Below are 25,460 nucleotides of genomic sequence, written 5' to 3' on the forward strand. Positions count from 1 at the left end.
CTCAGGCCCTCGTCGACTCCGCAGGCTCCTGCGGCGGCGCCGGCCGGGCCGACTCGAGCAGGTACGGTACGTCGATCACCGCGACGCCCGGCGTGAACAACAGCCTCGCCTTCAGCCGGAACGCGTTCTGGTTGTGCAGGGGCTGCTCCCACCAGTGCCCGACCACGTACTCGGGGATCACCACGGACAGGATGTCCGTCCCCTCGGCGGCGGCCAGCTCCTGGATGTGCGCGAGCACCGGCCCGACGACCTCGCGGTACGGGGAGTGCAGGATCTTCAGCGGGACGCCCGGGTCGTGCTCCGCCCACGCCTCGCGCAGCCGGCGCGCGTCCTCCTCGTCGGCGGCGACGGTGACGGCCGTCAGGGTGTCCGGCCGCAGCGCCTGTGCGTAGCCGAGTGCCTTCAGCGTCGGGGCGTGCACGTTGGCGACCAGCACCAGCACGTGGTGGCGGGCGGGTTTGCGCGGTTTGACCCCGGGGGCGACGGCGACCTGGGCGGAAACCCGGTCGTAGTGCCTGCGGACCCCTTTCATGCCGAGGAACAGCAGCGGCATCGCGATGACGACCAGCCAGGCGCCGTGCGTGAACTTGGTGGTCAGGACGATGATCAGGACCACGGCGGTCAGCGTGGCGCCGACCGCGTTGATCGCCAGCCTCCGGTGGATGTGGATCCGCTCCGCCTTGGGCGTGGCCGGGGAGGCGAGCTCCCGCCGCCAGTGCCGGACCATGCCCGTCTGGGAGAGGGTGAAGGAGACGAAGACGCCGATGATGTAGAGCTGGATGAGGCGGGTCAGCTGGGCGTCGAAGGAGACGATGAGGGCCACGGCGGTGAGCGCGAGCAGCACGATGCCGTTGGAGTAGACGAGCCGGTCGCCGCGGTTGAAGAGCTGGCGCGGTGCGTACCGGTCCTTGGCCAGGATCGAGGCGAGCATCGGGAAGCCGTTGAAGGCGGTGTTCGCGGCGAGGATCAGTACGCCCGCGGTGACGGCCTGGAGCAGATAGAAGAGGAAGTGCCAGTTCCCGAAGGTGGCACGGCCGATCTGGGCGAGCGCGGTGGACATCGGTGTGCCGGGCGGCAGGCCCAGTTCCGTCGGGTCGGCGGCGACGTGCACCTCGTACACCATGGCCAGGATGGTGATGCCGAGGAACATGGTCACCGACAGGAAGCCCATCACGGCCAGGGTGTTGGCGGCGTTGCGGCTCTTGGGCTTCTGGAAGGCGGGTACGCCGTTGCTGATCGCCTCGACACCGGTGAGGGCCGTACAGCCGGAGGCGAAGGCCCGCATCGCGAGGAGCACCAGGCCCAGGCCGGTGAACGTGCCCTCGGCGGTGATCGGGAGGTCGGCGGACTCGGCCCGGATGGTCTCGCCGGTCGCGATCCGGACGGCCGCCACGGCGAACATGACGTAGATGACGAGGACGAACCCGTAGGTCGGAATGGCGAAGATGCGTCCCGACTCCCGTACGCCGCGCAGGTTCATCAGCACCAGCAGCACCACGAACCCCACCGACAGGCCGACTTCATGGTCGCTGAGGGCGGGGATCGCGGAGGTGATGGCGTCCACGCCGGAGACCACGGAGACGGCGACGGTCATGACGTAGTCGACGAGCAGCGCGCTGGCGGCGGTCAGGGCGGCGGTCTGGCCGAGGTTCTCGGAGCTGACGATGTACGCGCCGCCGCCGCCCGGATAGGCGTAACAGGTCTGCCGGTAGGAGGCGACGACCACGAACATCAGGAAGACGATGGCGGCGGCCGCGTACCAGGTGAGGTGGAGCAGCGCGACACCGCCGAGGGCGAGGATCAGCAGGATCTCCTCGGTGGCGTAGGCCACCGAGGAGAGCGGGTCGCTGCAGAAGATCGGCAGCGCGAGCCGTTTGGGCAGCAGGGTCTCGCCCAGTCGCGCGGTGTCGAGCGGTTCACCCACCAGCACGCGCTTGAGATTGATACGCCTCATCCCGGCATGATCGTGCATATTTCATGCACTTTGTCCCTCATTGGGGCTGTGTCATGCCGCGAACCCGGCCAGTTCCTCGGCCCGGTGAGCCAGCCACAGGTCGTAGCGGGCGCTCGGCGAGCGCAGCAGCGAGCGCTCCAGCAGCGCCTCGATCCGGGTCAGCCGCTTGCGCGTGCCCGGCACCGAAATGCCCAGCGCGGCCGCCGCCGGGACCAGGTGCGCGTCGTGGCGCAGCCAGGCCCGTACGGTCTCCCGGGCGCCGGGCGGAGCGTCCCGCCCGGTCAGGGGTGCCAGATGCGCACGGGCCCAGGCCGCCAGGTCGGGGTGGCTCAGTACGCCGTCCAGATCGGCCGGAGCGCCGGCCGCGCCGCCCGGCGAAGCCCCGGCGCCGCCGCCCGCACCGCCCGGGGTCAGCCGCAGCGCGAGCGAGAGCGCCGCCTGCTCGGGGAGCCGCCCGAGGTCCACGCCGAGCACCGACTCGATCAGCCGCAGCCGGGTGGCCAGGGTGTTGCGGTGGATCTTCAGCAGCCGCGTCGCGTGCGAGCAGAAGTTCAGCCAGGCATGGGCGGTGGCCCGCAGCTCTTGTGCGCCGGGGTCCTGGGGGCGCCGGGGCACGTACGTGTGCAGGGGCGCGAGCAGGGCCTCGGCCCAGCCGGTCCCGGCCGCGTGGGCGGCCAGCTCCAGCTCCGGCCCGGGGCCGAAACGGGCGTGCCGCCCGCCGCGGCCGCGGGCGACGGCAAGGGCGTGGAAGGCCTGGGTGTAGGCGGCCGGGGCCTCGCGCAGCCGCAGTTCCGCGCTGACCCCGACCGTGCAGTCGCGGGCCACCGCCACCAGCGCCTCGGCCAGCGGATCGTGCTCGGCCGAGGTCGCCGCGAGGTCGCCGGGAACCAGGACGAGGAGGTGGCGCACGTACACCGGGCAGCGCACGATCCAGGCCCGGCCGTCCGTCAGCTCCTCGCAGAGCCGGGCCACCTCGCCGCGCTCCCCGGCCCGGCACTCCACGACGTACATCCGCATCGGCTCGGGCAGCGACGGGCAGAGCGCCTCGGCGATCTGGCGCGCGGTGGAGAGCCGGCCGTTCATCAGCAGGTGCAGGACGGCCTCGCGGGCCCGCGATTCGGCGAGTTCGGCCCGCTCCTCGCGGCGCTCGGCCTCCTCGGCGCGCAGGACCAGGGCCAGCACGGCGGCGGCGTCCGCGAGCAGCGCGGATGCTCCCGGGTGGTGCGACAGGTCCAGTACGGCGGCCAGCGCGCGGCTCCCGTCCAGCGCGAACAGCAGCGCGGCCGAGCGCTCGCCGTGCAGGACGGCCGAGCGCACACCCCGGGCGCGCAGCTCCGCGGCCCCGCGGACGGCGATCTCCGGACCCGCGGCTCCGTCGGCGTCCACCACGCCGGTCCAGCCGCCCAGCCGGGCGGCGAGCCACTGCAGCACCGCGGCCGAACCGCCCGAGTGGGCGAGCCGGTGCAGCTTGAGGACGTCCTCGGACCGGGTACGGGACCGGTCCGCGGGCGGGGGCGCCGCATCGGGCGCCGGCGGGACGGGCAGATGAGAAATGGCAGGTTCCTTATCGTCCGGGTCGCGCCGCTGCATTCTCCCCCGGCTACCGCCGGGAGGCACCCTCAGTGGCTCCGCCGCCGGCGCACACTGTGCGCAGTGATACCCGATGCACCTGCTCACTGGGCACGGCGGACCCTGCGAACCGGCCGCCGCCCGCCTAGGTTTGACCACGAGCGGTCGGGCCCCGGCATCGACGGGGGAGTCGCCGGGGTCCCTCTCGCTCCGACCGGATCGCCCGCGCCCGGTCGCTCACGTCCGGTCGCTCACATCCGGGCGGCGGCGCTGCGGATGGCCTCCCGGATGCGGAAGTAGGTGCCGCAGCGGCAGATGTTGGCGATGGCGTCGATGTCCTCGTCCGTGGGCGTGCTGGTGCGCTTCAGGAGGGCGACGGCGGCCATGATCTGGCCGGGCTGGCAGAAACCGCACTGGGCGACGTCCTGTTCGAGCCAGGCCTCCTGCACGGGGTGCAGCTCGTCCCCGTTCGCCAATCCCTCGATGGTGGTCACCGTCTTGCCGGCGCACGCGGCGACGGGCACCACGCACGGGCGGATGTCCGCCCCGTCGAGATGGCTGGTGCAGGCCTTGCAGACGTCCACGCCGCAGCCGTACTTGGGGCCGCGCACGCCCAGCATGTCGCGGAGCACCCACAGCAGGGGCAGATCGTCGGGCGCGTCCACGGTGACGCTCTGCCCGTTGACGGTGAAGGTGTGCGAGGGCACGGCGGACTCTCCTGAACTGACGGGCTGTTCTAGCGGGGGTACGGGGTGAAGTCGACGTCGAAGTCGAGGGGGAAGCTGCGCGGCTTGTTGCCGGTGGCCCGGGCCCAGGCATTGGCGATGGCGCCCACCGCGGCGGGTACGCCGAGCTCGCCCGCGCCGCCCGGCTCCTCCCCGGTGGCCGGCAGCACGAAGACCCGTACGTCATGCGGGGTGTCGCGCTGCCGGGCCCAGTGGAACTGGCTGTAACTGCCCTCCAGCGGCAACCCCTTGTCCAGGTGCAGGCCGGCCTTCAGAGTGGTGGAGATCGCGTCGGTGAGGCCGCCGATCATCTGGGCCTCCAGTCCGCGCGGGTTGACGGGCAGGCCCACGTCGACCGCGATGACGGCCTTGGTGACGCGGACGTGCTCCGGGTCGCGGGCGTCGATCTCGACCAGGCAGGCGGTGCGGGACTTGTACTCGTCGTGGAAGGCGATGCCCTGCGCGCAGCCCGCCGGCATCGGCCGTCCCCACTCCCCCTCCGTCGCCGCCTTGTCGAGTACGGCGCGCTGGGCGTCGGTCTTCAGGAAGGTGCGCCGGAACTGGTACGGGTCCTTGCCGGTCCGCGCCGCGAGTTCGTCGACCACGATCTCCTCGGCGCCCCGGGTGTTGGCGGAGTACACCGAGCGCCAGGAGCCGGTCGGGATGCCGGTGGGCACCTCGCTGAGCCCGTGCGTGGTGAGCCCGAAGTGGTAGGGGGACTTGATCGTGGTGTGGAACAGGGTCTGCGCCAGGGTCGCGTTGCCGATACCGAGCGGCAGGCTGGCGGCGGTGGCGGTGATGATCTCGCCGAGGCCGTGGCGGAAGTCGGTCTCGGCGGCGGCCACCCGGTGCTCGAAGCTGAGTACCTCGCCCAGCAGATGGGTGGCGCGGATCTTGTGGTGGGTGGCGGGGCGCATCCGGCCGTGCCGGGTGTCGTCGACGCGGGTCCACATCAGCCGGACGGGACGGCGGCAGGCCTTGGAGACCCGGGCAGCCTCCAGGGCCGCGTCGAAGAAGAGCCGCCGCCCGAAGGAGCCGCCGGCCTGGACCACGTGCACGGTGACCTTGTCGAGCGGCAGGCCGAGATCGGCGGCGATGGTCTCGCGGGCCACGATCGGGGACTTGAGCCCGGACCAGATCTCAGCGCGGTCGTCCCGTACGTCGGCCACGGCGGAGTTGGTCTCCATGGGCGCATGGCTGACGAAGGCGAAGTCGAACTCGGCGTCCACGTACGGGGTGAGGAGCGGCGGAACCAGCAGCGGCGGGGTGGCGGCGCGCAGCTTGGCGCGGACCTGCGCGTCGGAGAGCTGGTCGGCGGGGCCGGGGCCCCAGGTGACCTGGAGGGCGGCCTTGGCGTCGAGGGCCTGGCCGAAGGTCTCGGCCACGACGGCGACCCCCGTCGGGACGGTGACCACGTGCAGGACGCCGGGCATGGCGCGGACGGCGGCGAGGTTGGCGACGGCCCTGACGCCGCCTCCGAGGGAGGGCGGGCGGCGCACCACGCAGGGCTTGGCGCCGGGCACGTCGAGGTCGAGGGTGTACTGCTGGGCGCCGGTCACCATGGCGCGGGCGTCGATCCGGCCGGTGGGCCTGCCGACGAGGGAGTGCTTCGCCGCCTTCTTCGGGGTTGCGCCGAGGACGATCAGGGCGGGGTCGGCGGCGGCCGCGGAGAGGCTGCCGTAGTCGGCGGTGCGTCCGTCGGGGGCCCGTACGGCGCCGTTCACGGTGGTCAGCGAGGACGCGGCGAGGCCCCACCGGCGGGCGGCCGCCGCGACCAGGCGGGCCCGGGCGGTGGCAGCGGCCTGCCGGACCGGCCCGTAGAGGGAGCGGATGGAGTTGGAGCTTCCGGTGAGCTGGTTGAACAGCAGCTCGGGCCTCGCGTCGTCCAGTTCCACGCGGACGGCGGCCAGCGGCGCGTCGAGCTCCTCCGCTACGAGCATGGCCGCGGCGGTGGTGAGCCCCTGGCCGACCTCCTCGCGCGGCAGCCGGAAGCGGATGGTCCCGTCCGCCTCCACGGAGAGCGCCAGCAGGGCGGAGGTGGGCGCGCCGGCCAGGATGAACAGGTCGCCGAGGTCCACCAGATCGGCCGGGGCGGGCAGGCTCGGGACCACGGCGTGGGCGGGCTGCGGGGCGAGGACGTCGGCCCCGGCCCGGGTGACGAGGGCGAGCGTCGGCGCCGCGACGAGGTACGTGAGGAAGGAGCGGCGGCTCTGCCCGGTCATGTTGCTGTGTCCCCAACTCCTGCGCGGGCCCGCGTGCGCGGACCTCCCCCGACTCGTTACCGACACGTAGGGTAGCGATCACCGGGTGGGGTGGGAAGCGGGGCGGCGGTACGGGCCGCGCAGCGAGGGGGGTCCTTCGTTCGGGGGGTACTCCAGCGGGGGTGTTGATCCGGCTCGGGTACGGGTTCTGCCGTGCGGAGGTCTCGTACACCTCGTCCGTACGATCGATCCGCGCCTTCCGAAGGGCCGGTTTCCGGCCGCGGGAGGAGGATGGGAGGAGATACGGCTGCACTCGCAAAGACACGTGAGGAGGTGTGCGGCGGTGACGATGTACATGGATGTCCACCACGGCATGAAGGGCATCACGGAAGCCGAGCTGATGGCCGCCCACAAGGCGGACCTGGCGATCGAGGGCGACGAGAAGGTGCACTTCGAGCGCGCCTGGGCCGACCCCGCATCCGGGACCGTCTACTGCCTGTCCGAGGCTCCCTCGGCGGACGCGGTGCTGCGGATCCACGAGCGCACGGGACACCCGGCCAGCGAGATCCACCCGGTGCCGCTCAGCGTGTGACACCGGAGGGCGGCCGGAGGCCGCCGAAGGGAACGCGGCAGGGCTGACCGGAAACGTTCGTACAGGCGAAGGGGGGGCCGGGAGGCCCTTGGCATATGCCAGAAGCAACGACATTACGGATGTTGCCAAACGCCTTACGGGCCGTCGCCGCCTGTGCAACAGTCGTAACCGGTCCTTCCTTCAGACTTGGCCGTGCCGCGCCGCCTGTATCGGAGTTCTCATGCCGTCCCACCTCTTCGCGGACCGTCCCGCGCAGCCGCCCGAGCCCGGTTCGGTGGACGCTCTGATCTCACAGACCCGGCAGCTCCGCGGCGAGGTCGACGCGGTGCGCCGCGACACCGTCGTCGATGACGACGACGCCCACGGCCGCTGGCAGCGCGCCCTGTGCGACCTCGCCGTCCACCACCTCGACGACCTGCGCGAGCACCTGGGGCAGCTCAAGGAAGGCCTGCCGCCCGCCCCCGAACTCGACGAGCTCCCCGAGGGGGCGCCCGCGGCCGGGACCGAGCCCCAGCAGACCCGCGTCGGCAGCGCCGAGTGGAACCTGCTCACCGACGAGGTCAACTGGTCCGAGGAGCTGTTCCAGATCTTCGGCCGCTCGCCCGAGGCGGGCCCGCTCCCCCTCGACGAACTCGGCTCCACCCTCTTCTCCGAGGACCAGCCGCTGCTCACCTCGATGGTGACGGCCTGTCTGGTCGACGGCAAACCGATCGACGGCGAGTTCCGCATTGTCCGGGCCGACGGCCGCGTCCGGACGCTGCACATGCGAGGCGAGCCGGTGCTCGACTCCGACGGCTGCACGGCCTCCATGTGGGCCGTGCTCCGGGACGTGAGTGAGCTGCGCCGAAGCCAGCGCGCCGAGCGGGAGTCCCGTGACTCGCTGCAGCGCCGGCGGGAGATCGCGCAGACCGAGCACCGGCTGGCGGTCGAGCTGCAGGAAGCCGTGCTCCCCCCGTGGCGCGGCTCCCTGCGGTTCCCGCACCACACCACCGGCGCGCTCGACGTCGCCGCGCACTACCTGCCCTCCGCGACGAGCGCCCTGATCGGCGGCGACTGGTACGACGCACTCGAACTGCCCGACGGCCGCTCGCTGTTGACGGTAGGCGACCTGACCGGGCACGGGGTGACGGCCACCTCCGGGATGGCGATGATGCTGGGCGCCCTGCGCGGCATGGCCATGGCCGGGATCGAGCCGGGCCCGCTGATGGGCTGGCTCAACCAGCTCCTTGAGACCTCCGTACAACCGGCGCTCGGCTCAGCCGTCTGCTGCCGCTACGATCCCGCACGCCGTGTGCTCTCCTGGGCGCAGGCCGGCCACCCCGCCCCCCTGCTGTTCCGCGGCAGCTCGGGGCGCGCCCTGCAGCCGCCGGAGGGCGTACTGCTGGGCGCGACCTCCGGGGCGGCGTACGGGCAGGCCGAGGAACGGCTGCAGGCCGGCGACGTGCTCGTCCTGCACACGGACGGACTGACGCCGCGCAGCATCGAGTTCAGCCGGGCGGACGGCACCGAGCGGCTGCTGGCCCTGGCGCCGCGGTTCACGGCGGCACGGTCGGCGCAGGACTGCGTGCGGATGGTGGTGGAGGAGTTCGGCGAGAGCGAACGCGAGGACGACGCCTGCGTCCTGGTGGCCAGGGTCGGCGGCTGACCGCCGAGTACGGACTTCTCATGGCCGCGCCGGAAGGCGCGGCCTTTCTCTTCTCCGTACGGGTGCCGGTGCACGCACCGGTGCGGGGTGCCCGCGCAAGGCTAGACGGTGCGCTGCGTCGGGCTGTTCGGCAGGGCCATTTTGATCTCCGCGCGCAGGTCCTCGATGCGCGCGTACCCGGCGTACTGGCCGGTGAGCCGGTACATCTCGCGCAGTCGGTCCCAGGTCCGGTGCGAGGAGGTCTCGTTCATCGAGACCAGCGCGAGCCGGGCGTAGCGGTCGGCCTGCTCCGGGTCGTCGGCGATGAAGCAGGCCGAGGCCATGGAGATGTAGTCGAAGATCTGCGAGCGCTGGTGGCCGCCGGACCGCAGCCGCAGCGCCTCCCGGGCGTGCCGCTGGGCGATCGGCGCGACCGAGGGGTCGTGTTCGGCGAGGGTGCGGAACGCCAGGGCCTGCATGCCGTGCAGGTCCGCCTCGTCGAAGTTCTGCATCCACGACGGCGGTGGCACGTCGCCCTTGTCCGACACGAACAGGTCCTCGGCCTCGCCGAGGGTGCGGCGCATGGCCTGGCCCTTGCCCATCGAGGCCTGTGCCCAGGCCTCGATGGTGTGCAGCATGGCGCGGGTGCGGGGCAGGGTCTGCTCGCCGGAGCCCGACTGCGCCAGCTTCATGAGGTCGAGGGCCTCGTGCGGCTTGCCCAGGTGGACCATCTGGCGCGCCGCCCGGGACAGCGCTTCGCCGGCCCTCGGCCGGTCCCCGCCCTCTCGGGCGGCGTGCGCCGCGATGACGAAGTATTTCTGCGCGGTGGGTTCGAGACCCACGTCGTGGGACATCCAGCCCGCCAGCACGGAGAGGTTGGCCGCCACGCCCCACAGCCGCCGCTGCAGGTGGTCGGGGTGGTGGTACGCGAGCATGCCGCCGACCTCGTTGAGCTGGCCGACCACGGCTTTGCGCTGCAGCCCGCCCCCTCGTGAGGCGTCCCAGGCGCGGAAGACCTCCACGGAGCGCTCCAGGGCCTCGATCTCCTGGGAGCCGATGGGGGCGGCTTCGTAGCGGTCGTAGCCGATCGGATCGGCCTGGTAGGAGTCGCCGAAGTTCTGCGGGGCCTTGGCGGGGGCGGGGTCGGTGTGCAGCCAGTCGTTCATGGCGTGGGTGAGGGCGGAGCCTGCGGTGAGCGCGACGCCCGCGCCCATCAGACCGCGTCGGTTGAGCATGAGGTCCATTCCCGTGAATTCGGTGAGGACCGCGGCTGTGCGTTCGGGCGCCCAGGGCATTCCGTCGGGGTTGTCCTTCGCCCCGTCCGGCTGCCGTTTGGAGGTGCGCCGCTGCCGTACGAACCCGAGGTCCTCGATGGTCACGACACGACCGAGCCGCTCGGTGAACAGGGCTGCCAGTACGGTGGGCACCGGTTCGCGCGGGGACTCCCCCATGTCGATCCAGCGCCGAACCCGCGAGGTATCGGTGGCCAGTTGGTGGTGGCCCATGGCCGCCGCCTGCCGGTTGACCATCCTCGCCAGCTCACCCTTCGACCAGCCGGCCAGGCCGAACAAGTCGTTCAAGCGGGTGTTTGGTCCTTTGCTCACGTCAAGCCCCCAGGTTCTCGGCTGATTTGACAGTAGCCCGCCGTCAGATGCCCAGCGACTATTCGCCAGGCTTCGCCAGGGCACGCAAGATGGTCCGCCACCCACGGCCGGGTGTCAGGTAGGAATGCGCCTCCCCGACCCGGTCTCCGGGCGGAACTCCCCAGGGTGAAGTACGGGACCGGCGGGGCGGCGTACGCAACTCGTCGGCGCACGAAGGGATCCGTAACGCCATGTACGCAGCAACGTCCTCCGTGTCCGCCCCGGTCCGGCCGCACCGCACGCTCCAGGCGGGCGGCGGCCCCTACCTCGACCCCGGCCGCCAGGCGGCACCGGCGCAGGGCGCCGTACGGGCGCGGCGGATGCCGGGGGCCGGATCGCAGCCGCTCAGCGGAAGAATCGACCTCTCGGGGCCGCAGGGTGCGCAGCTGCGCACCGCGCTCGCCTCGGTGCAACGCATCTGCCCGGAGTTCGCGCCGGTACAGGTGCTGCGGCGCAGCGGCCGGTCGGTCCTGCTGGTCGGGACGACAGGCCGGATGACCGCGGTCGCCAAGGTTTTACTGGACCACTCGCCGGAATGGCGAGAGCGGTACCGGCACGAAATAGGGTCGTACCGGACGTTCGTCCGACACCGCCCGCCGGTCCGGGTGCCGCGGCTGATCGCCGCGGATCCCGAGAACTGCACGCTGGTGGTCGAACGGATGGCGGGCCGGGTCGCGGCTTTGCAGAGGCACCCCGTGGAGGCCCCGCCGCGGGCCGACGTACGGGCCGCGCTGGGCGCGGTGTGCCGGGTGAACCAGTGGCGTCCGCCGGCCGATCTCTTCGGGGACCCGCTGAACTACGGGCAGCGCGTGGCGCGGTACCACGAGCTGGGACTGCTCACCGACCGGGACCTGGGTGATCTGCAGAAGCTGCTGTGCGGGCTGAAACTGGCCGGCGTGCAGCGGCAGTTCAACCACGGTGACGCGCTCCTGTCGAACCTGCTGCTGTCCCCGGCCGGGCCGGTGCTGCTCGACTGGGAGCACGCGGGCTGGTACCTGCCCGGCTACGACCTGGCCACGCTGTGGACGGTGCTGGGCGACGCCCCGGCCGCCCGCAGCCAGATCAGCCGGCTCGCCCAGTCGGCCGGTCCGGCCGCGCGGGACGCCTTCCTGGTCAACCTGATGCTGGTGCTGACCCGGGAGATCCGGATGTGTGAGACGGCGGTCCAGCGCTCCATGCTGGCGACCGCCCCGACCCAGCCCCTGCCGATGGGTGCCCTGTCCTCCGGCGAGGAGCAGCGGCTGTTGCTGCGCCGTCTGCACGACGACTGCGGCATGGCCCGCAGGGCGGTACGCGCGGCGGTCGGGACCCGCTGATCCCGGCGGCCCGCACCCCGTACGAAAATCCCGTGGTGTACGCACTCGATGTGCGTACCACGGGATTTCGTGCGTTCGGTGCCGTCTCGGCCCGTCTCGCTACCCCTGCGTATGCCTTGACATCACATGATCCCCCGAACACCTTTTCTGACTCAGCATCAGACATGCTGGAGCCGCCGTCCCCGCCCTCCCCACTCCGCTGGAGCCCGCCCATGTCCGCAAACGCCGGTCCGGTACGCCCCGTTCCCGTACGCCCTGATCCCGCGAGCCCCGGTCCCGTGCCGGCGGATCCCGCGAGCCCTGCGCTCCCCTCCCGCCGCACGGTGCTCGCCGGGGCCGGGGCGGGGGTGGTCGCGGCCGCCGTGCTGCCGTCGGCCCTCGCGCGGGCCGCGGACGGGGTTCCGCTCGGTGAGTACGACGTCGTCGTGGTCGGGTCGGGGGCGTCCGGGATGACGGCCGCGCTCACCGCCGCCAAGCGGGGTCTGAGCGTGCTGGTGGTCGAGAAGGCGCCGACCTTCGGCGGTTCAGCGGCGCGGTCCGGGGCCGGGATCTGGCTGCCGAACAACTCGGTGATCCTGGCCGCGGGGGTGCCGGACACCCCGCAGAAGGCGGCGGCGTACCTGGCGGCGGTCGTCGGCGACGGCTCGTCGGCGGACCGGCAGGCCGCGTTCCTCGCCAACGGCCCCCGGATGCTGGACTTCGTGATGGCCAACAGCCCGCTGCGCTTCCGGTACATGGACGGGTACAGCGACTACTACCCGAACCTCCCGGGCGGGCTGCCGAACGGCCGGTCCATCGAGCCCGACCAGATCGACGGCCATCTCCTGGGCGCCGAACTGGCCCGGCTGAACCCGGCGTACATGCCGGTCCCGGCCGGGATGGTGGTGTTCAGCCAGGACTACAAGTGGCTGAACCTGGCGGCCGTGAACGCGAAGGGGCTGGCGGTGTCCACGGAGTGCCTGGCGCGCGGCACCAAGGCCGCACTGTGCGGGCAGGAGCCGCTCACGATGGGCCAGGCGCTGGCGGCCGGCCTGCGGGCCGGACTGATGCAGGCGGGGGTGCCGGTCTGGCTGAACAGCCCGCTGGTCGACCTGGTGCAGGAGGCGGGTGCGGTCACCGCAGTGGTGGTGGAGAAGGAGGGCGTACGGGGGGTCGTACGGGCCCGCAAGGGCGTGGTCGTCGGCTCGGGCGGATTCGAGCACAACGCGCAGATGCGGGCGCAGTACCAGCAGCAGCCGATCGGCACCCAGTGGTCGGTGGGCGCCAAGGAGAACACGGGCGACGGGATCCGGGCCGGGCAGCGGGCGGGGGCGGCGCTGGCGCTGATGGAGGACGCGTGGTGGGGTCCGTCGATCCCGCTGCCGGGCGAGCCGTACTTCTGCCTCGCCGAACGCACCCTGCCGGGCGGGCTGATCGTGAACGGGGCGGGCGCGCGGTTCGTCAACGAGGCGGCGCCGTACAGCGATGTGGTGCACGTGATGTACGAGAAGGACCGGGGCGCGGTCGGTTCGCACATCCCGGCGTGGCTGATCGTGGATCAGAACTACCGCAACAAGTACTTGTTCAAGGACATCCTGCCGACGATCGTCTTCCCGGACTCCTGGTACCAGGCGGGCGCGGCGAAGAAGGCGTGGACCTGGGACGCGCTGGCCGGCCAGATCGGGGTCCCGGCGGGGGCGCTCCGGGCGACGCTCAACCGGTTCAACGCGCAGGCGTGGAACGGGACCGACCCCGACTTCCACCGGGGCGACACGGCGTACGACCACTACTACACGGACCCGGGGGTGCAGCCGAACTCGTGTCTGGCCCCGATCTGGGCGCCGCCGTTCTACGCCTTCAAGATCGTGCCGGGTGACCTGGGCACGAAGGGGGGCATCGTCACGGACGCGCGGGCGCGTGCGCTGCGGCCGGACGGGTCCGTGATCCGGGGCCTGTGGGCGGCGGGCAACGCGAGCGCGGCGGTGATGGGGCACAGCTACGCGGGGGCGGGGTCGACCATCGGCCCCGCGATGACGTTCGGCTACGTGGCGGCGAACGACATCGCGGACGCGTAAGCGGCGGTGGCTGCTACCCCTGCTGGAAGAGCTCGGCGGGGAGCGGCTTCAGGAGGGCGTACAGGTCGTCGGTGATGGGCCGGTCCCAGCTCGCGATGGTGACCAGCACGTTGTCGCTGCGGTCGAACTGCACGCAGCTGATCCGGCCCTCGGACAGCTTGATCTTCCGGACGATGAGGAGGTTGTCGCCCTGCATGACGGGGCAGTCCTCGGTGCCGGTGACCTCGACGTCCTCGTCGTTCTCGAGGGCGTCGAGGAGCTGGGCCACCTCGAAGGGGACCTGGCCCTCGGTGAGCTCCCGGGCCGGGGAGCCCTCGGGGAGGTTGCCGATGATCATTGCGGGGCCGCGTCCGCCGAACAGGTCGTAGCGGAGAAAGACGCCCTGGCAGCTGCCGTCGGGCGCGGGCAGCAGCCCGGCCCCGAGATTGCCCGGCCAGTCCCCCGGGTCCATGGCCAGGACGTCGAAGTCCGGGCCGGCGGGTGTGGCGGCGCGGTTGCGGCGGAGGAAGGACATGCCGCCATGGTACGTGCCCGCCCGCGTTCCACGGGCCCGGGCCCGCCCATCCGCCGGAGGGCGCGCCTCCGGAACCGGTCGCCCGCGGCGGGGGTGGCGAGCCGCTGCGCGGGGCCGTCCCCGACCCGCCCAGCGGTCACACCGGCGGGACCAGGGTGAAGTAGTGCGGCAGCAGGTCCGCGTCCCCGGTGACCGCCAGGCCGGTGGACGGGGTCCGCCGCCAGAGGAACAGCATCAGGTCCGACGCCGTCCCCGCGGCCTCCACGTCCACCGGGTCCGTGACCCCGTGCTCCACCAGGACCCGCTCCCCCGAGAACGTGACCGTCCAGGACTCGGGACCGTCCGTCCGCCGGAAGCGGTACCGCTCCCCCGCCCCGGCCGGCGCCCCGGTCACGGCCCGCCGGAACGGGGCCATCGCCTCGAAGGTCTGTGGGACCGCGTCCGCCGCGATCTCCGCGTCGACCGGCCCCGGCGCCCCGGTCGCGGACTCCGCGTCCCACCGGTGCACCGCCAGCTCGATCGTCTGCATCCGCAGCCAGAAGCCACTCGTGTGCGCCGCGGCGTCCACCGACCACGTCCACACCGGCACGTCCGGCCCCAGCTCCCGGAACAGGCCCTCCAGCTGCCGCGCGCCCTGCGCGAACCACTCCGTCAGCGCCTCCGGCACCGGCCCGCGGTTCGGCTCGGTCGCCGGCTTCGGCCAGGCCGCCCGTACCGCCGGGTCCTCCGGAATCGCGAAGATCGTCAGATCGGTGTGGTCCGGGGCCTCGGCCAGGCGGTCGCGCAGGATGCGGGCGACGAACCGGTGCACCCCGCCCAGGTGCCCGACGAGGTCGGCGGCCGACCAGCCGGGGCAGGACGGCACCAGCGGGACCGGTCCGTCGCCGGGCTCGGAGATCGCGTGCCGGATCGCCTTCTCGAAGGCCAGCGTCTCGTTGCGAAAGTGGGAGAGCCTCTGTCGGTGGTCGATGACGTCCATGACGTCACCCTGCCCGCGCCGGCACCCTCCGTATCACCTTGAGCTCCGGGCGAACGCCTCCAGCGCCTCCGCGAGCCCGGACCGGTCCGTGCCCAGCTTCCGGTAGACCGGGGACAGGTCCCGGCCCCGCACCGCCGGGTCGTCCCGTACGGCCAGTTCCGCCACCCGGAATTCCTCGTCCGTCAGCCCGTCCTCCCGGACCGCACCACCCGTCGCCGCCCCGCCCAGGCTCGCCGCCAGCCCGTCCGCCCCGCACTCCCGCGCCGTCGCCGTCGCCCGCGCCAGCAGTTCCGCGTCCCCGAGCTCCGTGCCCAGCGCGGCCAGCGCGCACGCCAGCTCGTACCCGGCCGGCGAGGCCGACAGCAGCTCCACCGCCTCCGTCAGCAGCCCCACCCGCTCCTCCGGGGGCGCCACCTCCGCCGCCACCCGCAGCGCCTGGCCCACACCGGACGGGGCCCCGAAGGCGCGGGCCCGCCGTACCGCATCGGCGGTCAGGGCGCGCGCCCTGACCGGGTCCTCCGCCGCCACCGCCCGGGCCAGGTGCAGCTGCCACGGGCACCAGGACGGGTTCTGGATCCCGCGCCGGCTCAGCCTGCGGTCCACGGCCTCGAGTTCGGCCGCCGCCGCCTTCGTCTGGCCGCGGGCGAGCAGCAGTTCGGCGTACACGGTCTGCGGGTCGGGGAAGACCACGGCCGCCGGGACGGACTCCCCGAACGCGTGCTCCCGCGCCAGCTCCCAGGCCTCGTCCACCCGACCCCGCGCGAGCAGCGTCGTGGCGAGGATCGCGATGCTGTACCAGTGCACGGGCGTACCGCGGCCCACGCGCTCGGCGAGCCGCAGTCCGGCCCGGGCCAGCTCCTGGGCCTCCGCGAGGCGCCCGCGCCGGTAGCGGATGTAGGCGCGCAGGCTGTAGGCGAAGGACAGGTGGGCGCCGCGCCAGCCCTGCCGTTCGAACTCGGCGGTGCCGGCCTCGAAGAGCTCCTCCGCCCGGCCGGGCCGGTCGGCGTACATGTGGACCATGGCGGCGAGCACCGGTACCTCGAAGCCGCGGTCCTCGTAGGCCCAGCTGAACTCCGTGCCCAGGGCCCGGACGGCGTGGTGCAGGACCACGTCCACCGGTTCGCCGCGCAGGCAGGCGTCCCAGGCGCGCAGCCCGATGATGTACCGCTCGGTGAGGTCGCGGCCGGTCAGCCGGTCGGCGAGCCGGGCCAGCCGGCGCGAGCGCGCCGGGGAGTCGGGCTCGACGGCGTCGAAGGCGTCCCACATGAACTGCTCGGACTGCAGGCGCAGTCGGGTCCGGGCGTCCGGCGTGTACGGGATCTCCCGCGCGAGCGAGTCCGAGGCCTCGGCGAGGCGGTCGCTGTGGGCGAGGACCTGGGCGAGCCGGATGACGATGCCCTGGCGCAGCGCGGGGTCGTCGAAGGGTTCGGCGAGCGCGGCGCGCAGGTGGTTCACGGTGTTCGCGGGTTCGGTGAGCAGGGAGGCGCAGCCGAGCTCGTACAGCACGGCCGCGCGCTCGTCGAAGTCCGGGGGCTCGCGCAGGGCGCGGGCGAGCTGGCGGCGGGCGGCCTCGGGGGCGCCGGCCCGCAGGTTCTCGGCGGCGGCCTCGCGCAGGGTGCGTACCACCCAGGGGTCGTTCTCGGGGTGGGTCTCCAGCAGGTGGCGGGCGGCGTTGGAGGCGCCGAGTCCGGCGTCGACGACGGCCACGGCGGCCTGTCCGTGGAGGGCGACCCGCAGTGCGTCGGGGATGGCCCGGTAGAGGGCGGTGGCGATGAGCGGGTGGACGAACTCCAGCCCGGCGTCGGGCTCTTCGCCGGGGCCGGACAGGATGCGGGCCTCCCGCAGCCGCCCGGTGGCTTCGGCGGCCTCCTCGGAGCCGAGGCCGGCGACCCGGGCGGCGAGCTCCTGCGGGATGGCGGTGCCCAGGACGGCGCAGGCCCAGGCGAAGCGGACGGTGGAGGGGCCGAGGCGTTCGAGGCGGGCGACGAGGCCGCTGCCGCGCTGGGCGGCGGCGAGGTCGCGCAGCAGCGGGGCGCTGGCCGAGGTGGGGGCGAGGCCCTTGTCGCGGACCTTGGCGGTGAGCTCGACGGCTTCGAAGGGGTTGCCGGTGGTCACGGCCCAGGCCTCGCGGCAGAAGGCGTCGGCGGCGTGGTCGCCGACCGCCTCGCGGACCAGGGTGGAGACGGCGGCCTCGGTGAGCGGTGCGAGGGCCAGCGGGCGGTGTCCTGCGCGGCCGGGCAGCGTCCGGAACGCCTCGGCGTGCGCGGGCAGTTCCTCGGGGCGGTACGCGACGACGAGGAGCAGCGGGAGGTGTTCGGCGCGCGGGGCGAAGGCGGCGAGCCAGGAGAGGGATTCGGGGTCGGCCCAGTGGGCGTCGTCGAGGACGAGGGTGACGGGGGCGCGCTGCACGGTGAGGTGGGTCAGGACCCAGTCGAGGCCGTCGCGCAGGCCCTGGGGGTCGGGCGGGGCGCCTTGTTCGGGGGCGCACAGGCCGAGCGCGGGGCCGACGATGGAGTACCAGCTGCCGAGGGCGGCGCGCAGTTCCGCCTCGGAGCGGCCGGCCAGCTGGGGCTGGATGAGCTGGCGGGCGACGTGGAAGGGCTGGCTCTGCTCCTGTTCGCCGCCGCGGGCGGCCAGCAGCGTGTGGTTGCGGGCGAGGGCGCGACGGCGCACCTCGGCGAGGAGGGTGGTCTTGCCGAGGCCGGCGGGGCCGGAGAAGGCGAGCAGCGCGCCGCCCGCGACGGCATCCGTACGGCCGTCGCCGTTGGAGCCGGTGAGCTGCTCCAGGGCTTCTTCCACGGTGGCGAGTTCCGCCTCGCGTTCGAACATCATTCGCCGTTTGCGGGACCGGCGTTCCGTCATGGCTGGTACCCCCCAGGCCTGTTCGGGGCATCAGCGTACGCCCGCGTACGCGTGGCGGAAGGCCCTCTGCCGGGATGGATCGGAATCTTTGGTATCGGGCCGTTGCAGGCCCTTACGGGTGTCCCTCTTGCGCTGAACGGGCTGCCAGTTGCTCCAGTACCGCGACGGCCTCGGCCGCCCGCTCGGCGGGTACGAAGAGGTGGTCGTGGTGGTACCCGGCGATGACGTTGCAGCTGAGTCCGTGCGCGGCGAGCTCTGCGGCGAAGGCGCCGGTGAGGCCGACGGCTTCGAGGGCGGAGTGGATGCGCAGGGTGATCCACCCGGCGGTGTAGTCATAGGCGAGGCCGGCCGCGTCGGCGTCTTCCCGGCGCAGGACCAGGGTGAGCCCCTCGGCTTCCAGGACGGTGGCGACGGGGGTGGTTCCGGAGGGCGGCGCCGCGGCTCCGGGGACGGTGCAGAAGACGTACAGCCCTTCGTGCAGCTCGGGGCGCATGCCGCTCAGCAGTTTCCTCAGGTCGCTCTCGCCGCTCATGCGGCCACCCTACCTATCATCCCGCTATGACCGATTCCGCGCCGGCAGGGTCGGCGCCCGCGGAGGGCGAACGGCACGCCTGCCGGCTGGAGCCGGGGCGGTGGCCGGGGGCCGCGGCCGTACAACTGGTGTGGCTGCTGGTGCCGGCGGCGGCGCGGCCGCGGGTGCGGCTGGAACGCCTCCCGCGGATGCCGCCACGTCACCGGGCCTCCCCGCCCCCGTTCCGGTGGATCCGCCGGTGCCACCGGGCGAGGGGGCGGCCGTGTCGGGCGGATTCCTGCGGCGGCGCCACCGGCGCGGCGGCTCCGCGTCCGGTGGTGCGCCGCGTCGGGCCGTACCGGCTACGTCAGGTCGAACTCCCCGCCCCGCGCGTTCATGACGAACTTGCGCCACTCGTCCGGCGCGAAGATCAGCGAGGGGCTCTCGGGGCGGTCGCCGTTGCGCATCGCGATGAACCCCTCGACGAAGGCGATCTGGACGTCGCCCGCTCCCCGGCTGCTCGACTGCCAGTCCGCCTCGCTGAGATCGAGGTCCGGCTTGCCCCAGCCGGCCAGAGGCTGCGAAATCATGCTTTCGGCCACGTGCGTGCTCCTCCCGGTACGTCGTCCGGGGGCCAGAGTAACCATCGCAGCGGGTGCCGCACAGGCCACGGTGAGTCACCCGTGGCCGGTCCGGCACCAGCCGTGCGCCCGCCGGGAAGAGCAATTCCGTTCAGGAAGTCGGGGCCTGCGCCCCCACCAGCCACATCGCGAAGAACTGCGCGCCGCCGCCGTACGCGTGGCCCAGGGCCCGGCGGGCGCCCGGAACCTGGTGTTCACCGGCCTGGCCGCGGACCTGGAGGGCCGCTTCCGCGAAGCGGATCATGCCGGAGGCGCCGATCGGGTTGGTGGACAGGACCCCGCCGGAGGGGTTGACCGGGAGGTCGCCGTCGAGTTCGGTGACCCCGGCCTCGGTGAGCTTCCAGCCCTCGCCCTCCTCGGCGAAGCCCAGGTTCTCCAGCCACATCGGCTCGTACCAGGAGAACGGCACGTACATCTCCACGGCGTCGATCTCGCGACGCGGATCGGTGATCCCGGCCTGCCGGTAGACATCGGCCGCGCAGTCCTTGCCCGCCTGCGGGGAGACGAAGTCCTTGCCCGCGAAGAGCGTCGGCTCGCTGCGCATCGCCCCGCCGTGCACCCAGGCCGGCGGCCGCGGCGAACGGGCCGCGCCCGCCCGGTCGGTGAGGACCATCGCGCAGGCCCCGTCCGAGGAGGGGCAGGTCTCGGAGTACCGGATCGGGTCCCACAGCATCGGTGAGGCCTGGACCTTCTCCAGGGTGATGTCGTGCTCGTGCAGGTGCGCGTACGGGTTCTTCAGCGCGTTGCGGCGGTCCTTGTACGCCACCAGCGAGCCGACCGAGTCGGGCGCGCCCGTACGACGCATGTACGCGCGCACGTGCGGGGCGAAGAACCCGCCGGCGCCGGCCAGCAGCGGCTGCTGGAAGGGGACGGGCAGCGAAAGGCCCCACATGGCGTTGGACTCGGACTGCTTCTCGAAGGCGAGGGTCAGGACGGTGCGGTGGACCCGCGCCGCGACCAGGTTGGAGGCCACGAGGGCCGTGGATCCCCCGACCGAACCGGCGGTGTGGACGCGGAGCATGGGCTTGCCGACCGCGCCGAGGGCGTCCGCCAGGTACAGCTCCGGCATCATCACCCCCTCGAAGAAGTCGGGGGCCTTGCCGATGACGACCGCGTCGATGTCCGCCCAGGTCAGCTCGGCGTCGGCGAGGGCGCGCGCCGCTGCCTCGCGGACGAGCCCCGCGATGGAGACGTCGTGGCGGGCGGCGACGTGTTTGGTCTGGCCGATGCCGACGACGGCCACGGGCTCCTTGCCCAATGTGCCCGATGTGCCCGATGTGCTCATGCTCGGTCCCCTTCCAGTACGGCGACCAGGTTCTGCTGGAGGCAGGGGCCGGAGGTGGCGTGCGCGACGGCCCGGTCGGAGGCGCCGCGGTGGATCCGGGCGGCGGCCTCGCCGATCCGGATCAGGCCGGCGGCCATGACGGGGTTGGCGGCGAGCGCCCCGCCGGACGGGTTGACGACGACGTCCTCGCCGAGTCCCAGCGCCTTGCGGAGGATCACCTCCTGGGAGGAGAAGGGCGCGTGCAGTTCCGCCGTGTCCACCGGGCGCTCGAAGACCCCGGCGTGCCCGGCGGCGATCCGGGTGGACGGGGAGTCGGTGAGGTCGCGCAGGCCCAGGCCGTGGGCTTCGATCCGGTGGTCGATGCCGGTGATCCAGGCGGGCCGCTCGCAGAGGCGCCGGGCGGTGTCGCCCGCAGCGAGGATGACGGCGGCAGCGCCGTCGCCGATGGGCGGGCAGTCGCCCGTGCGCAGCGGCCGGACCTGGTAGTCGCCCTGCGGGACGGTACCGCCGAGCTGGGCGTGCGGGTTGGCGGCCGCCGAAGCCCTGCTGCGGGCGCCGACGGCGGCGAGGGCGCCCTCGTCGGTCTCGCCCGCGTCGATCAGGGCCTGGGCCTGGAGGGCGGCCAGGGCCACCGAGTCGGGCCAGAGCGGGGCCAGGTAGTACGGGTCGAGCTGCCGGGTCAGGACGTCCCGTACGGATCCCGGGGAGGACTTCCCGTACGAGTAGACCAGCGCGGTGTCGGCCTCGCCGGTCTGGATCTTGACCCAGGCCTCGTAGAGGGCCCAGGCGCCGTCCATCTCGACGTGCGACTCGGAGATCGGCGGCCAGGCGCCGACCCCGTCGAGGGCCATGGTGAAGGAGAAGGCGCGGCCGGCGAGGTAATCGCTGGATCCGGAGCAGGTGAAGCCGATCTCGCCGGCCTTCAGACCGGTCTGGGCCAGCACCTGGTGCAGGACCGGCATGACCATCTCGACTTCGCTGAGTTCGTCGGTGCTGCGCCGGTGGTCGCTCTGCGCGAAGGCGACGACGGCGACGTCGCGTGCGTACCTGCTCGTCGCGGGCATCAGATGAGCTCCTTGTACGCGTCGTAGTCGGCGTCCGGCTCGCCGGTGGGGCGGTAGTGGTCGGGGTGGCGGCCGCCTTCGGTCCAGACGGGTTCGACGCGCAGGCCCATGCGGACCTGGTCGTACGGGATGCCGCCGATCCGGCCGTGCAGGGCGAGGTCGGCGCCGTCGAGGGCGATGTGGGCGTAGACGTACGGGACTTCGATGGCGTCGTTCATGGCGTTCCGGGCCTTGATGTTGACGATGCAGTACGTGGTGACCGTGCCGGCCGGACCCACCTCGACCTGGTCCGTGGTGGCGACCCCGCAGGTGGGGCAGGCGCCGCGCGGCGGCACGTACACCTTGTGGCAGGAGGGGCAGCGTTCGCCGACGGTCCGCTGCTCGGCGAGGGCGTTGATGTACGCCGTCTGGGCGCGGCCGGGGCTGTACGTGTAGTCGAGGCGGGCCTCGGCGACGATGCCGGTGACGGCATCGGCGAACCGCCCGTCGTGCGGGGCGGCTTGCGCGCGGGCGCCGCCGTCGTGGGGCTCGAAACAGGCGATGTCGGTGATGGCGCCGGTGCGCTCCCCGGCCCAGCGGATCCGGACCCGCATGCCGGTGTGGACGGCCTCCGGCCCGGGGGCGTCGAGGGCGTGGAGGATCGCGGTGTCCGCGCCGTCGAGGCGGACCAGGACCCAGGCGAAGGGGGTGGCCAGGGGCTGGTGGGGGCGCGGGGCGCCGTTCCAGGCCCAGGTGGTGACGGTGCCGGTGGCGCCGACCTCGACGAGCTCGCGGATCTCCTCGGCGGTGACGGGGTCGTACTCGACGGGCGGGACCATCACCGTGCCGCCGGTGGTCCTGACGCCGAGGACGACGCGCTCGCGCAGCCCGGTGAGGAAGGCGCTCTGGACGGGCCCGAGGGACCGGGTGAAGGGGAACTCGACGACGAGGGGCGCACGGAGCACCTCGGGTGGGGACGCGGCTGCTGTCATAAGAGGCTCTCCGATAGTCGCAACGGTCATGACACGTGCAGATCCAGGCGCGGGCCCGCCGGCCCACCTCCAGCCCCGCCGGCGTTTGGGGCGCGGGGTCCGGGGCAGGGCCCCGGCAGCGGCGCCGCACCGGCACTCGACCGGACCCGGCAGGGCACCGGCAGGGCACCGGCAGGGCACCGGCAGGGCACCGGCAGGGCACCGGCAGGGCACCGGCAGGGCACCGGCAGGGCACCGGCAGACCCGTCAGGGCAACGGCGGCCGGGGGCCCCGGAGCCCGGCGGGGGCTCCGGCTACTCCCGCCGGTACACGGCAGCCCGCTTCTCGGCGAACGCCCGTGCCCCCTCCTTCGCATCGGCCGTGTCGAAGATCGGCCACCCCCGCACCAGTTCGGAGGCCAGCCCTTCGCGCTCGGTCAACTCGGCCGTCTCGTAGACGGAGGCCTTGACGGCCTCGACGGCCAGCGGCCCGCACGCGTTGATCCGCTCGGCGATCTCCAACGCCGCCTCCAGTGCCCCCCCGTGGGGGACCACCTGTCCGATCAGCCCGATCCGGGCGGCCTCCTCGGCGGAGTAGGGGCGCCCGGTCAGCAGCATCTCCAGCGCGTGCGTCCGCGCGATCTGCCGCGGCAGCCGTACCGTCGAGCCGCCGATCGGGAACAGGCCCCGCTTGACCTCGAAGAGCCCGAAGGTGGCGCCCGCGCCCGCGACCCGGATGTCCGTGCCCTGCAGGATCTCGGTCCCGCCCGCCACGCAGTAGCCCTCCACCGCCGCGATCACCGGCTTGCGCGGCCGGTGGTGGCGGAGCATCGCCTTCCAGTGCAGGTCGGGGTCGGCCTTCAGCCGGTCCCGGTACTGATCGCCGGCCATCCCCTTCCCGGCCAGCGCCTTGAGGTCCATCCCGGCGCAGAAGTCCCCGCCCGCGCCCGTCAGGACCACCGAGCGGATCGTGTCGTCGGCGTCGGCCTCCAGCCATCCGTCGTACAGCCCCACCAGCAGTGGCAGCGAGAGCGCGTTCTTCGCCTCGGGCCTGTTCATGGTGAGCACCAGCGTGGCGCCGTGGCGCTCCACGGTCAGGTGTTCGGTCCCACCCATTGCCGTCCTCCCGTCTCAAGACCTAGAACAGGTTGCAGGAGGGCCCGGTGCAGTTCAATAGTTTTCTGACACACAGTCAGATTTCTTGGGCCGCGCCCTTCCCACTTGGGCTGAGCGGCGCTCTAATGACCGCCGCGGGCAGCACAGCCATGGGCCCGGCAACGGGCAACCTCGGGGGTGAGGAGGAACGGTGGAGTACAACCTTGCCGACCTGTTCGAGTCGGTCGTCGACGTGGTCCCGGACCGCGAGGCCCTTGTGTACGTGGACCACCCCGGGACCGGCGCCGAGCGCCGCCTCACGTACGCGGAGCTGGACGCCGCGGCGAACCGCATCGCGCACCACCTGCTGGACAGCGGCTTGACGGCCGGCGAGCACCTGGGCCTGCACCTCTACAACGGCATCGAATACCTGCAGACCGTCCTGGCCTGCCTCAAGGCCCGCCTCGTACCGGTGAACGTCAACTACCGGTACGTGGAGGAGGAGCTGGTCTACCTCTACAACGACGCCGACCTCGCCGCGCTCGTCTTCGAGGGCGAGTTCACCGAGCGGGTGGCCGCCGCCCTCCCGCAGACGACGAAGCTGCGCCATCTGATCCGCGTCGGGCCGGTCCCCGAAGGCGCGCCGGAGCCCTCCGTCGCGCCCGTCGCGTACGCGGACGCCGAGGCGGCCGGCTCGCCCGCGCGCGGCTTCGCGCCCCGCTCCCCCGACGACCTGTTCATCATCTACACGGGCGGCACCACCGGCATGCCCAAGGGCGTCATGTGGCGCGCGGAGGACCTGTTCTTCGCGGGGCTCTTCGGCGGCGAGCCCTCGGGCGAGCCGGTGAAGCGGCCCGAGGAGCTGGCCGAGCGGGTCGCGGCGCGCGGCGCCGGGCTCACCTTCTTCCCCGCGCCCCCGCTGATGCACGGCACCTCGACGCTGACCTCGTTCATCGCCTTCAACTACGGCCAGCGGGTGGTCATCCACCGCAAGTACGTGCCGGAGGAGGTGCTCCGCACGATCGAGAAGGAGAAGGTGTCGAGCGTCTCGCTGGTCGGCGACGCGATGCTCCGGCCGCTCATCGATGCGCTGCAGGGCCCGCTCGAGGGGACCGACCTGTCCTCACTGTTCAGCGTCTCCTCGTCCGGGGCGATCATGTCGGAGACGGTACGGGCCGACTTCCAGCGGCTGGTGCCGAACGTGCTGCTGCTGAACAACTTCGGGTCCTCGGAGTCCGGGTCCAACGGCCGTGCGGCGGACGACTCGAGCCCCGAGAAGGGCTTCCGCCTCGTCGTCAACGACCGTACCCAGGTGGTGGACCCGGCGACGCACGAGCCGGTGCCGGTGGGCGTACCGGGGCGGCTCGCCCAGCGCGGCCACGTCCCGCTCGGCTACTACAACGACGCGGCGAAAACCGCCGAGACCTTCTTCCGGAAGGGCTCCGAGCGGTGGGTGCTGCTCGGGGACATGGCGACGGTGGACGAGGAGGGCATCGTCACGGTCCTCGGGCGCGGCTCGCAGTGCATCAACACGGGCGGCGAGAAGGTCTACCCGGAGGAGGTCGAGCAGGCGCTGAAGTCCCATCCGGACGTGTACGACGCCCTGGTCGCCGGGGTGCCGGACGCGAAGTGGGGCAATCACGTGGCGGCGGTGGTCCAGGTCCGGCCGGGCGCCCCGGAGCCGAGCCTGGAGGAGATCCAGAGCCACTGCCGGACCCGGCTCGCGGGGTACAAGATCCCGCGCCAGCTGGTCGTCACGCCGGCCGTCCAGCGCTCGCCGAGCGGCAAGGCGGACTACCGCTGGGCGAAGTCGGTGGCGGCGGAGGCGGACGCCGGCGCGGGCACGGACGCGGCGCACTGACCCGGCCGGGCGCCGCGGCGG

At 73.1% G+C, this 25,460-nt stretch carries 19 protein-coding genes; 5 read left to right on the forward strand and 14 right to left on the reverse strand.

Annotation, left to right across the window (positions count from 1 at the left end; genetic code table 11):
* Position 1 precedes the first annotated feature (1 nt).
* From ACZ5WG_RS05375 to ACZ5WG_RS05390, 4 genes are all read right to left on the reverse strand, one after another.
* Complete coding sequence (locus tag ACZ5WG_RS05375) at positions 2 to 1,954, reverse strand: APC family permease (protein ID WP_468720819.1); 1,953 nt, start codon at positions 1,952 to 1,954, stop codon at positions 2 to 4.
* A gap of 51 nt (positions 1,955 to 2,005) precedes the next feature.
* On the reverse strand, positions 2,006 to 3,544 hold the full coding sequence (locus ACZ5WG_RS05380; RefSeq protein ID WP_468720821.1) for a helix-turn-helix domain-containing protein: 1,539 nt from the start codon (positions 3,542 to 3,544) through the stop codon (positions 2,006 to 2,008).
* Between the two features lie 230 nt (positions 3,545 to 3,774).
* On the reverse strand, positions 3,775 to 4,230 hold the full coding sequence (locus tag ACZ5WG_RS05385) for a (2Fe-2S)-binding protein (RefSeq protein WP_468720823.1): 456 nt from the start codon (positions 4,228 to 4,230) through the stop codon (positions 3,775 to 3,777).
* A gap of 29 nt (positions 4,231 to 4,259) precedes the next feature.
* Positions 4,260 to 6,470, reverse strand: a complete 2,211-nt coding sequence (locus ACZ5WG_RS05390) for a xanthine dehydrogenase family protein molybdopterin-binding subunit (RefSeq protein ID WP_468720824.1) — start codon at positions 6,468 to 6,470, stop codon at positions 4,260 to 4,262.
* A gap of 322 nt (positions 6,471 to 6,792) precedes the next feature.
* On the opposite strand from ACZ5WG_RS05390, the gene ACZ5WG_RS05395 reads away from it, so the two are divergent.
* Both ACZ5WG_RS05395 and ACZ5WG_RS05400 read left to right on the forward strand, forming a co-directional pair.
* Positions 6,793 to 7,041, forward strand: a complete 249-nt coding sequence (locus ACZ5WG_RS05395) for an SCO4226 family nickel-binding protein (RefSeq protein ID WP_266631957.1) — start codon at positions 6,793 to 6,795, stop codon at positions 7,039 to 7,041.
* A 220-nt stretch (positions 7,042 to 7,261) separates the two neighbouring features.
* Positions 7,262 to 8,686 (forward strand): PP2C family protein-serine/threonine phosphatase, encoded by a 1,425-nt coding sequence (locus ACZ5WG_RS05400; protein WP_468720826.1) that lies wholly within the window; start codon positions 7,262 to 7,264, stop codon positions 8,684 to 8,686.
* 101 nt (positions 8,687 to 8,787) lie between these two features.
* Here ACZ5WG_RS05400 and ACZ5WG_RS05405 read toward each other — a convergent pair whose 3' ends face one another.
* On the reverse strand, positions 8,788 to 10,269 hold the full coding sequence (locus tag ACZ5WG_RS05405) for a DNA-binding protein NsdB (RefSeq protein ID WP_468720827.1): 1,482 nt from the start codon (positions 10,267 to 10,269) through the stop codon (positions 8,788 to 8,790).
* 230 nt (positions 10,270 to 10,499) lie between these two features.
* On the opposite strand from ACZ5WG_RS05405, the gene ACZ5WG_RS05410 reads away from it, so the two are divergent.
* Both ACZ5WG_RS05410 and kstD read left to right on the forward strand, forming a co-directional pair.
* Positions 10,500 to 11,624, forward strand: a complete 1,125-nt coding sequence (locus ACZ5WG_RS05410) for an aminoglycoside phosphotransferase family protein (RefSeq protein WP_468720828.1) — start codon at positions 10,500 to 10,502, stop codon at positions 11,622 to 11,624.
* A gap of 212 nt (positions 11,625 to 11,836) precedes the next feature.
* Positions 11,837 to 13,678 (forward strand): 3-oxosteroid 1-dehydrogenase, encoded by a 1,842-nt coding sequence (gene kstD / locus ACZ5WG_RS05415; protein ID WP_468720830.1) that lies wholly within the window; start codon positions 11,837 to 11,839, stop codon positions 13,676 to 13,678.
* Between the two features lie 13 nt (positions 13,679 to 13,691).
* Here kstD and ACZ5WG_RS05420 read toward each other — a convergent pair whose 3' ends face one another.
* From ACZ5WG_RS05420 to ACZ5WG_RS05460, 9 genes are all read right to left on the reverse strand, one after another.
* The gene (locus ACZ5WG_RS05420; RefSeq protein ID WP_053787178.1) at positions 13,692 to 14,192 is read right to left on the reverse strand and encodes a hypothetical protein; all 501 of its coding nucleotides are present in this window, start codon (positions 14,190 to 14,192) and stop codon (positions 13,692 to 13,694) included.
* Between the two features lie 136 nt (positions 14,193 to 14,328).
* Positions 14,329 to 15,171, reverse strand: a complete 843-nt coding sequence (locus ACZ5WG_RS05425; RefSeq protein WP_468720832.1) for a maleylpyruvate isomerase N-terminal domain-containing protein — start codon at positions 15,169 to 15,171, stop codon at positions 14,329 to 14,331.
* A 33-nt stretch (positions 15,172 to 15,204) separates the two neighbouring features.
* Complete coding sequence (locus tag ACZ5WG_RS05430; RefSeq protein WP_468720834.1) at positions 15,205 to 18,033, reverse strand: ATP-binding protein; 2,829 nt, start codon at positions 18,031 to 18,033, stop codon at positions 15,205 to 15,207.
* Between the two features lie 112 nt (positions 18,034 to 18,145).
* Positions 18,146 to 18,565: an ACT domain-containing protein gene (locus ACZ5WG_RS05435; RefSeq protein ID WP_468720835.1), complete on the reverse strand. Its 420-nt coding sequence runs from the start codon at positions 18,563 to 18,565 to the stop codon at positions 18,146 to 18,148.
* A gap of 341 nt (positions 18,566 to 18,906) precedes the next feature.
* Positions 18,907 to 19,146 (reverse strand): DUF397 domain-containing protein, encoded by a 240-nt coding sequence (locus ACZ5WG_RS05440; RefSeq protein WP_030295521.1) that lies wholly within the window; start codon positions 19,144 to 19,146, stop codon positions 18,907 to 18,909.
* Between the two features lie 130 nt (positions 19,147 to 19,276).
* Positions 19,277 to 20,443: a thiolase domain-containing protein gene (locus ACZ5WG_RS05445; RefSeq protein WP_468721445.1), complete on the reverse strand. Its 1,167-nt coding sequence runs from the start codon at positions 20,441 to 20,443 to the stop codon at positions 19,277 to 19,279.
* A gap of 23 nt (positions 20,444 to 20,466) precedes the next feature.
* Positions 20,467 to 21,534 (reverse strand): thiolase domain-containing protein, encoded by a 1,068-nt coding sequence (locus ACZ5WG_RS05450; RefSeq protein WP_468720838.1) that lies wholly within the window; start codon positions 21,532 to 21,534, stop codon positions 20,467 to 20,469.
* The gene (locus tag ACZ5WG_RS05455; RefSeq protein WP_468720839.1) at positions 21,534 to 22,505 is read right to left on the reverse strand and encodes a Zn-ribbon domain-containing OB-fold protein; all 972 of its coding nucleotides are present in this window, start codon (positions 22,503 to 22,505) and stop codon (positions 21,534 to 21,536) included. Before ACZ5WG_RS05455 ends, ACZ5WG_RS05450 begins: the two co-directional genes overlap by 1 nt.
* Before the next feature lie 293 nt (positions 22,506 to 22,798).
* Positions 22,799 to 23,599, reverse strand: a complete 801-nt coding sequence (locus ACZ5WG_RS05460) for a crotonase/enoyl-CoA hydratase family protein (protein ID WP_468720840.1) — start codon at positions 23,597 to 23,599, stop codon at positions 22,799 to 22,801.
* A gap of 190 nt (positions 23,600 to 23,789) precedes the next feature.
* Between ACZ5WG_RS05460 and ACZ5WG_RS05465 the strand changes: the two genes are divergently transcribed.
* Positions 23,790 to 25,439 (forward strand): acyl-CoA synthetase, encoded by a 1,650-nt coding sequence (locus ACZ5WG_RS05465; protein ID WP_468720841.1) that lies wholly within the window; start codon positions 23,790 to 23,792, stop codon positions 25,437 to 25,439.
* Positions 25,440 to 25,460: the final 21 nt, after the last annotated feature.

This window comes from Streptomyces sp. NPDC032745, from assembly GCF_055579465.1.

Excerpts from the sequence above, each read along its gene's own strand:
- ACZ5WG_RS05435 (WP_468720835.1), bottom strand. The coding sequence starts at position 18,565 with ATGAGCGGCGAGAGCGACCTGAGGAAACTGCTGAGCGGCATGCGCCCC.
- ACZ5WG_RS05450 (WP_468720838.1), bottom strand. The coding sequence starts at position 21,534 with ATGCCCGCGACGAGCAGGTACGCACGCGACGTCGCCGTCGTCGCCTTC.
- ACZ5WG_RS05420 (WP_053787178.1), bottom strand. The coding sequence starts at position 14,192 with ATGTCCTTCCTCCGCCGCAACCGCGCCGCCACACCCGCCGGCCCGGAC.
- ACZ5WG_RS05410 (WP_468720828.1), top strand. The coding sequence starts at position 10,500 with ATGTACGCAGCAACGTCCTCCGTGTCCGCCCCGGTCCGGCCGCACCGC.
- ACZ5WG_RS05460 (WP_468720840.1), bottom strand. The coding sequence starts at position 23,599 with ATGGGTGGGACCGAACACCTGACCGTGGAGCGCCACGGCGCCACGCTG.
- ACZ5WG_RS05425 (WP_468720832.1), bottom strand. The coding sequence starts at position 15,171 with ATGGACGTCATCGACCACCGACAGAGGCTCTCCCACTTTCGCAACGAG.
- kstD (WP_468720830.1), top strand. The coding sequence starts at position 11,837 with ATGTCCGCAAACGCCGGTCCGGTACGCCCCGTTCCCGTACGCCCTGAT.
- ACZ5WG_RS05380 (WP_468720821.1), bottom strand. The coding sequence starts at position 3,544 with ATGCAGCGGCGCGACCCGGACGATAAGGAACCTGCCATTTCTCATCTG.
- ACZ5WG_RS05400 (WP_468720826.1), top strand. The coding sequence starts at position 7,262 with ATGCCGTCCCACCTCTTCGCGGACCGTCCCGCGCAGCCGCCCGAGCCC.
- ACZ5WG_RS05375 (WP_468720819.1), bottom strand. The coding sequence starts at position 1,954 with ATGAGGCGTATCAATCTCAAGCGCGTGCTGGTGGGTGAACCGCTCGAC.
- ACZ5WG_RS05430 (WP_468720834.1), bottom strand. The coding sequence starts at position 18,033 with ATGACGGAACGCCGGTCCCGCAAACGGCGAATGATGTTCGAACGCGAG.
- ACZ5WG_RS05390 (WP_468720824.1), bottom strand. The coding sequence starts at position 6,470 with ATGACCGGGCAGAGCCGCCGCTCCTTCCTCACGTACCTCGTCGCGGCG.
- ACZ5WG_RS05455 (WP_468720839.1), bottom strand. The coding sequence starts at position 22,505 with ATGACAGCAGCCGCGTCCCCACCCGAGGTGCTCCGTGCGCCCCTCGTC.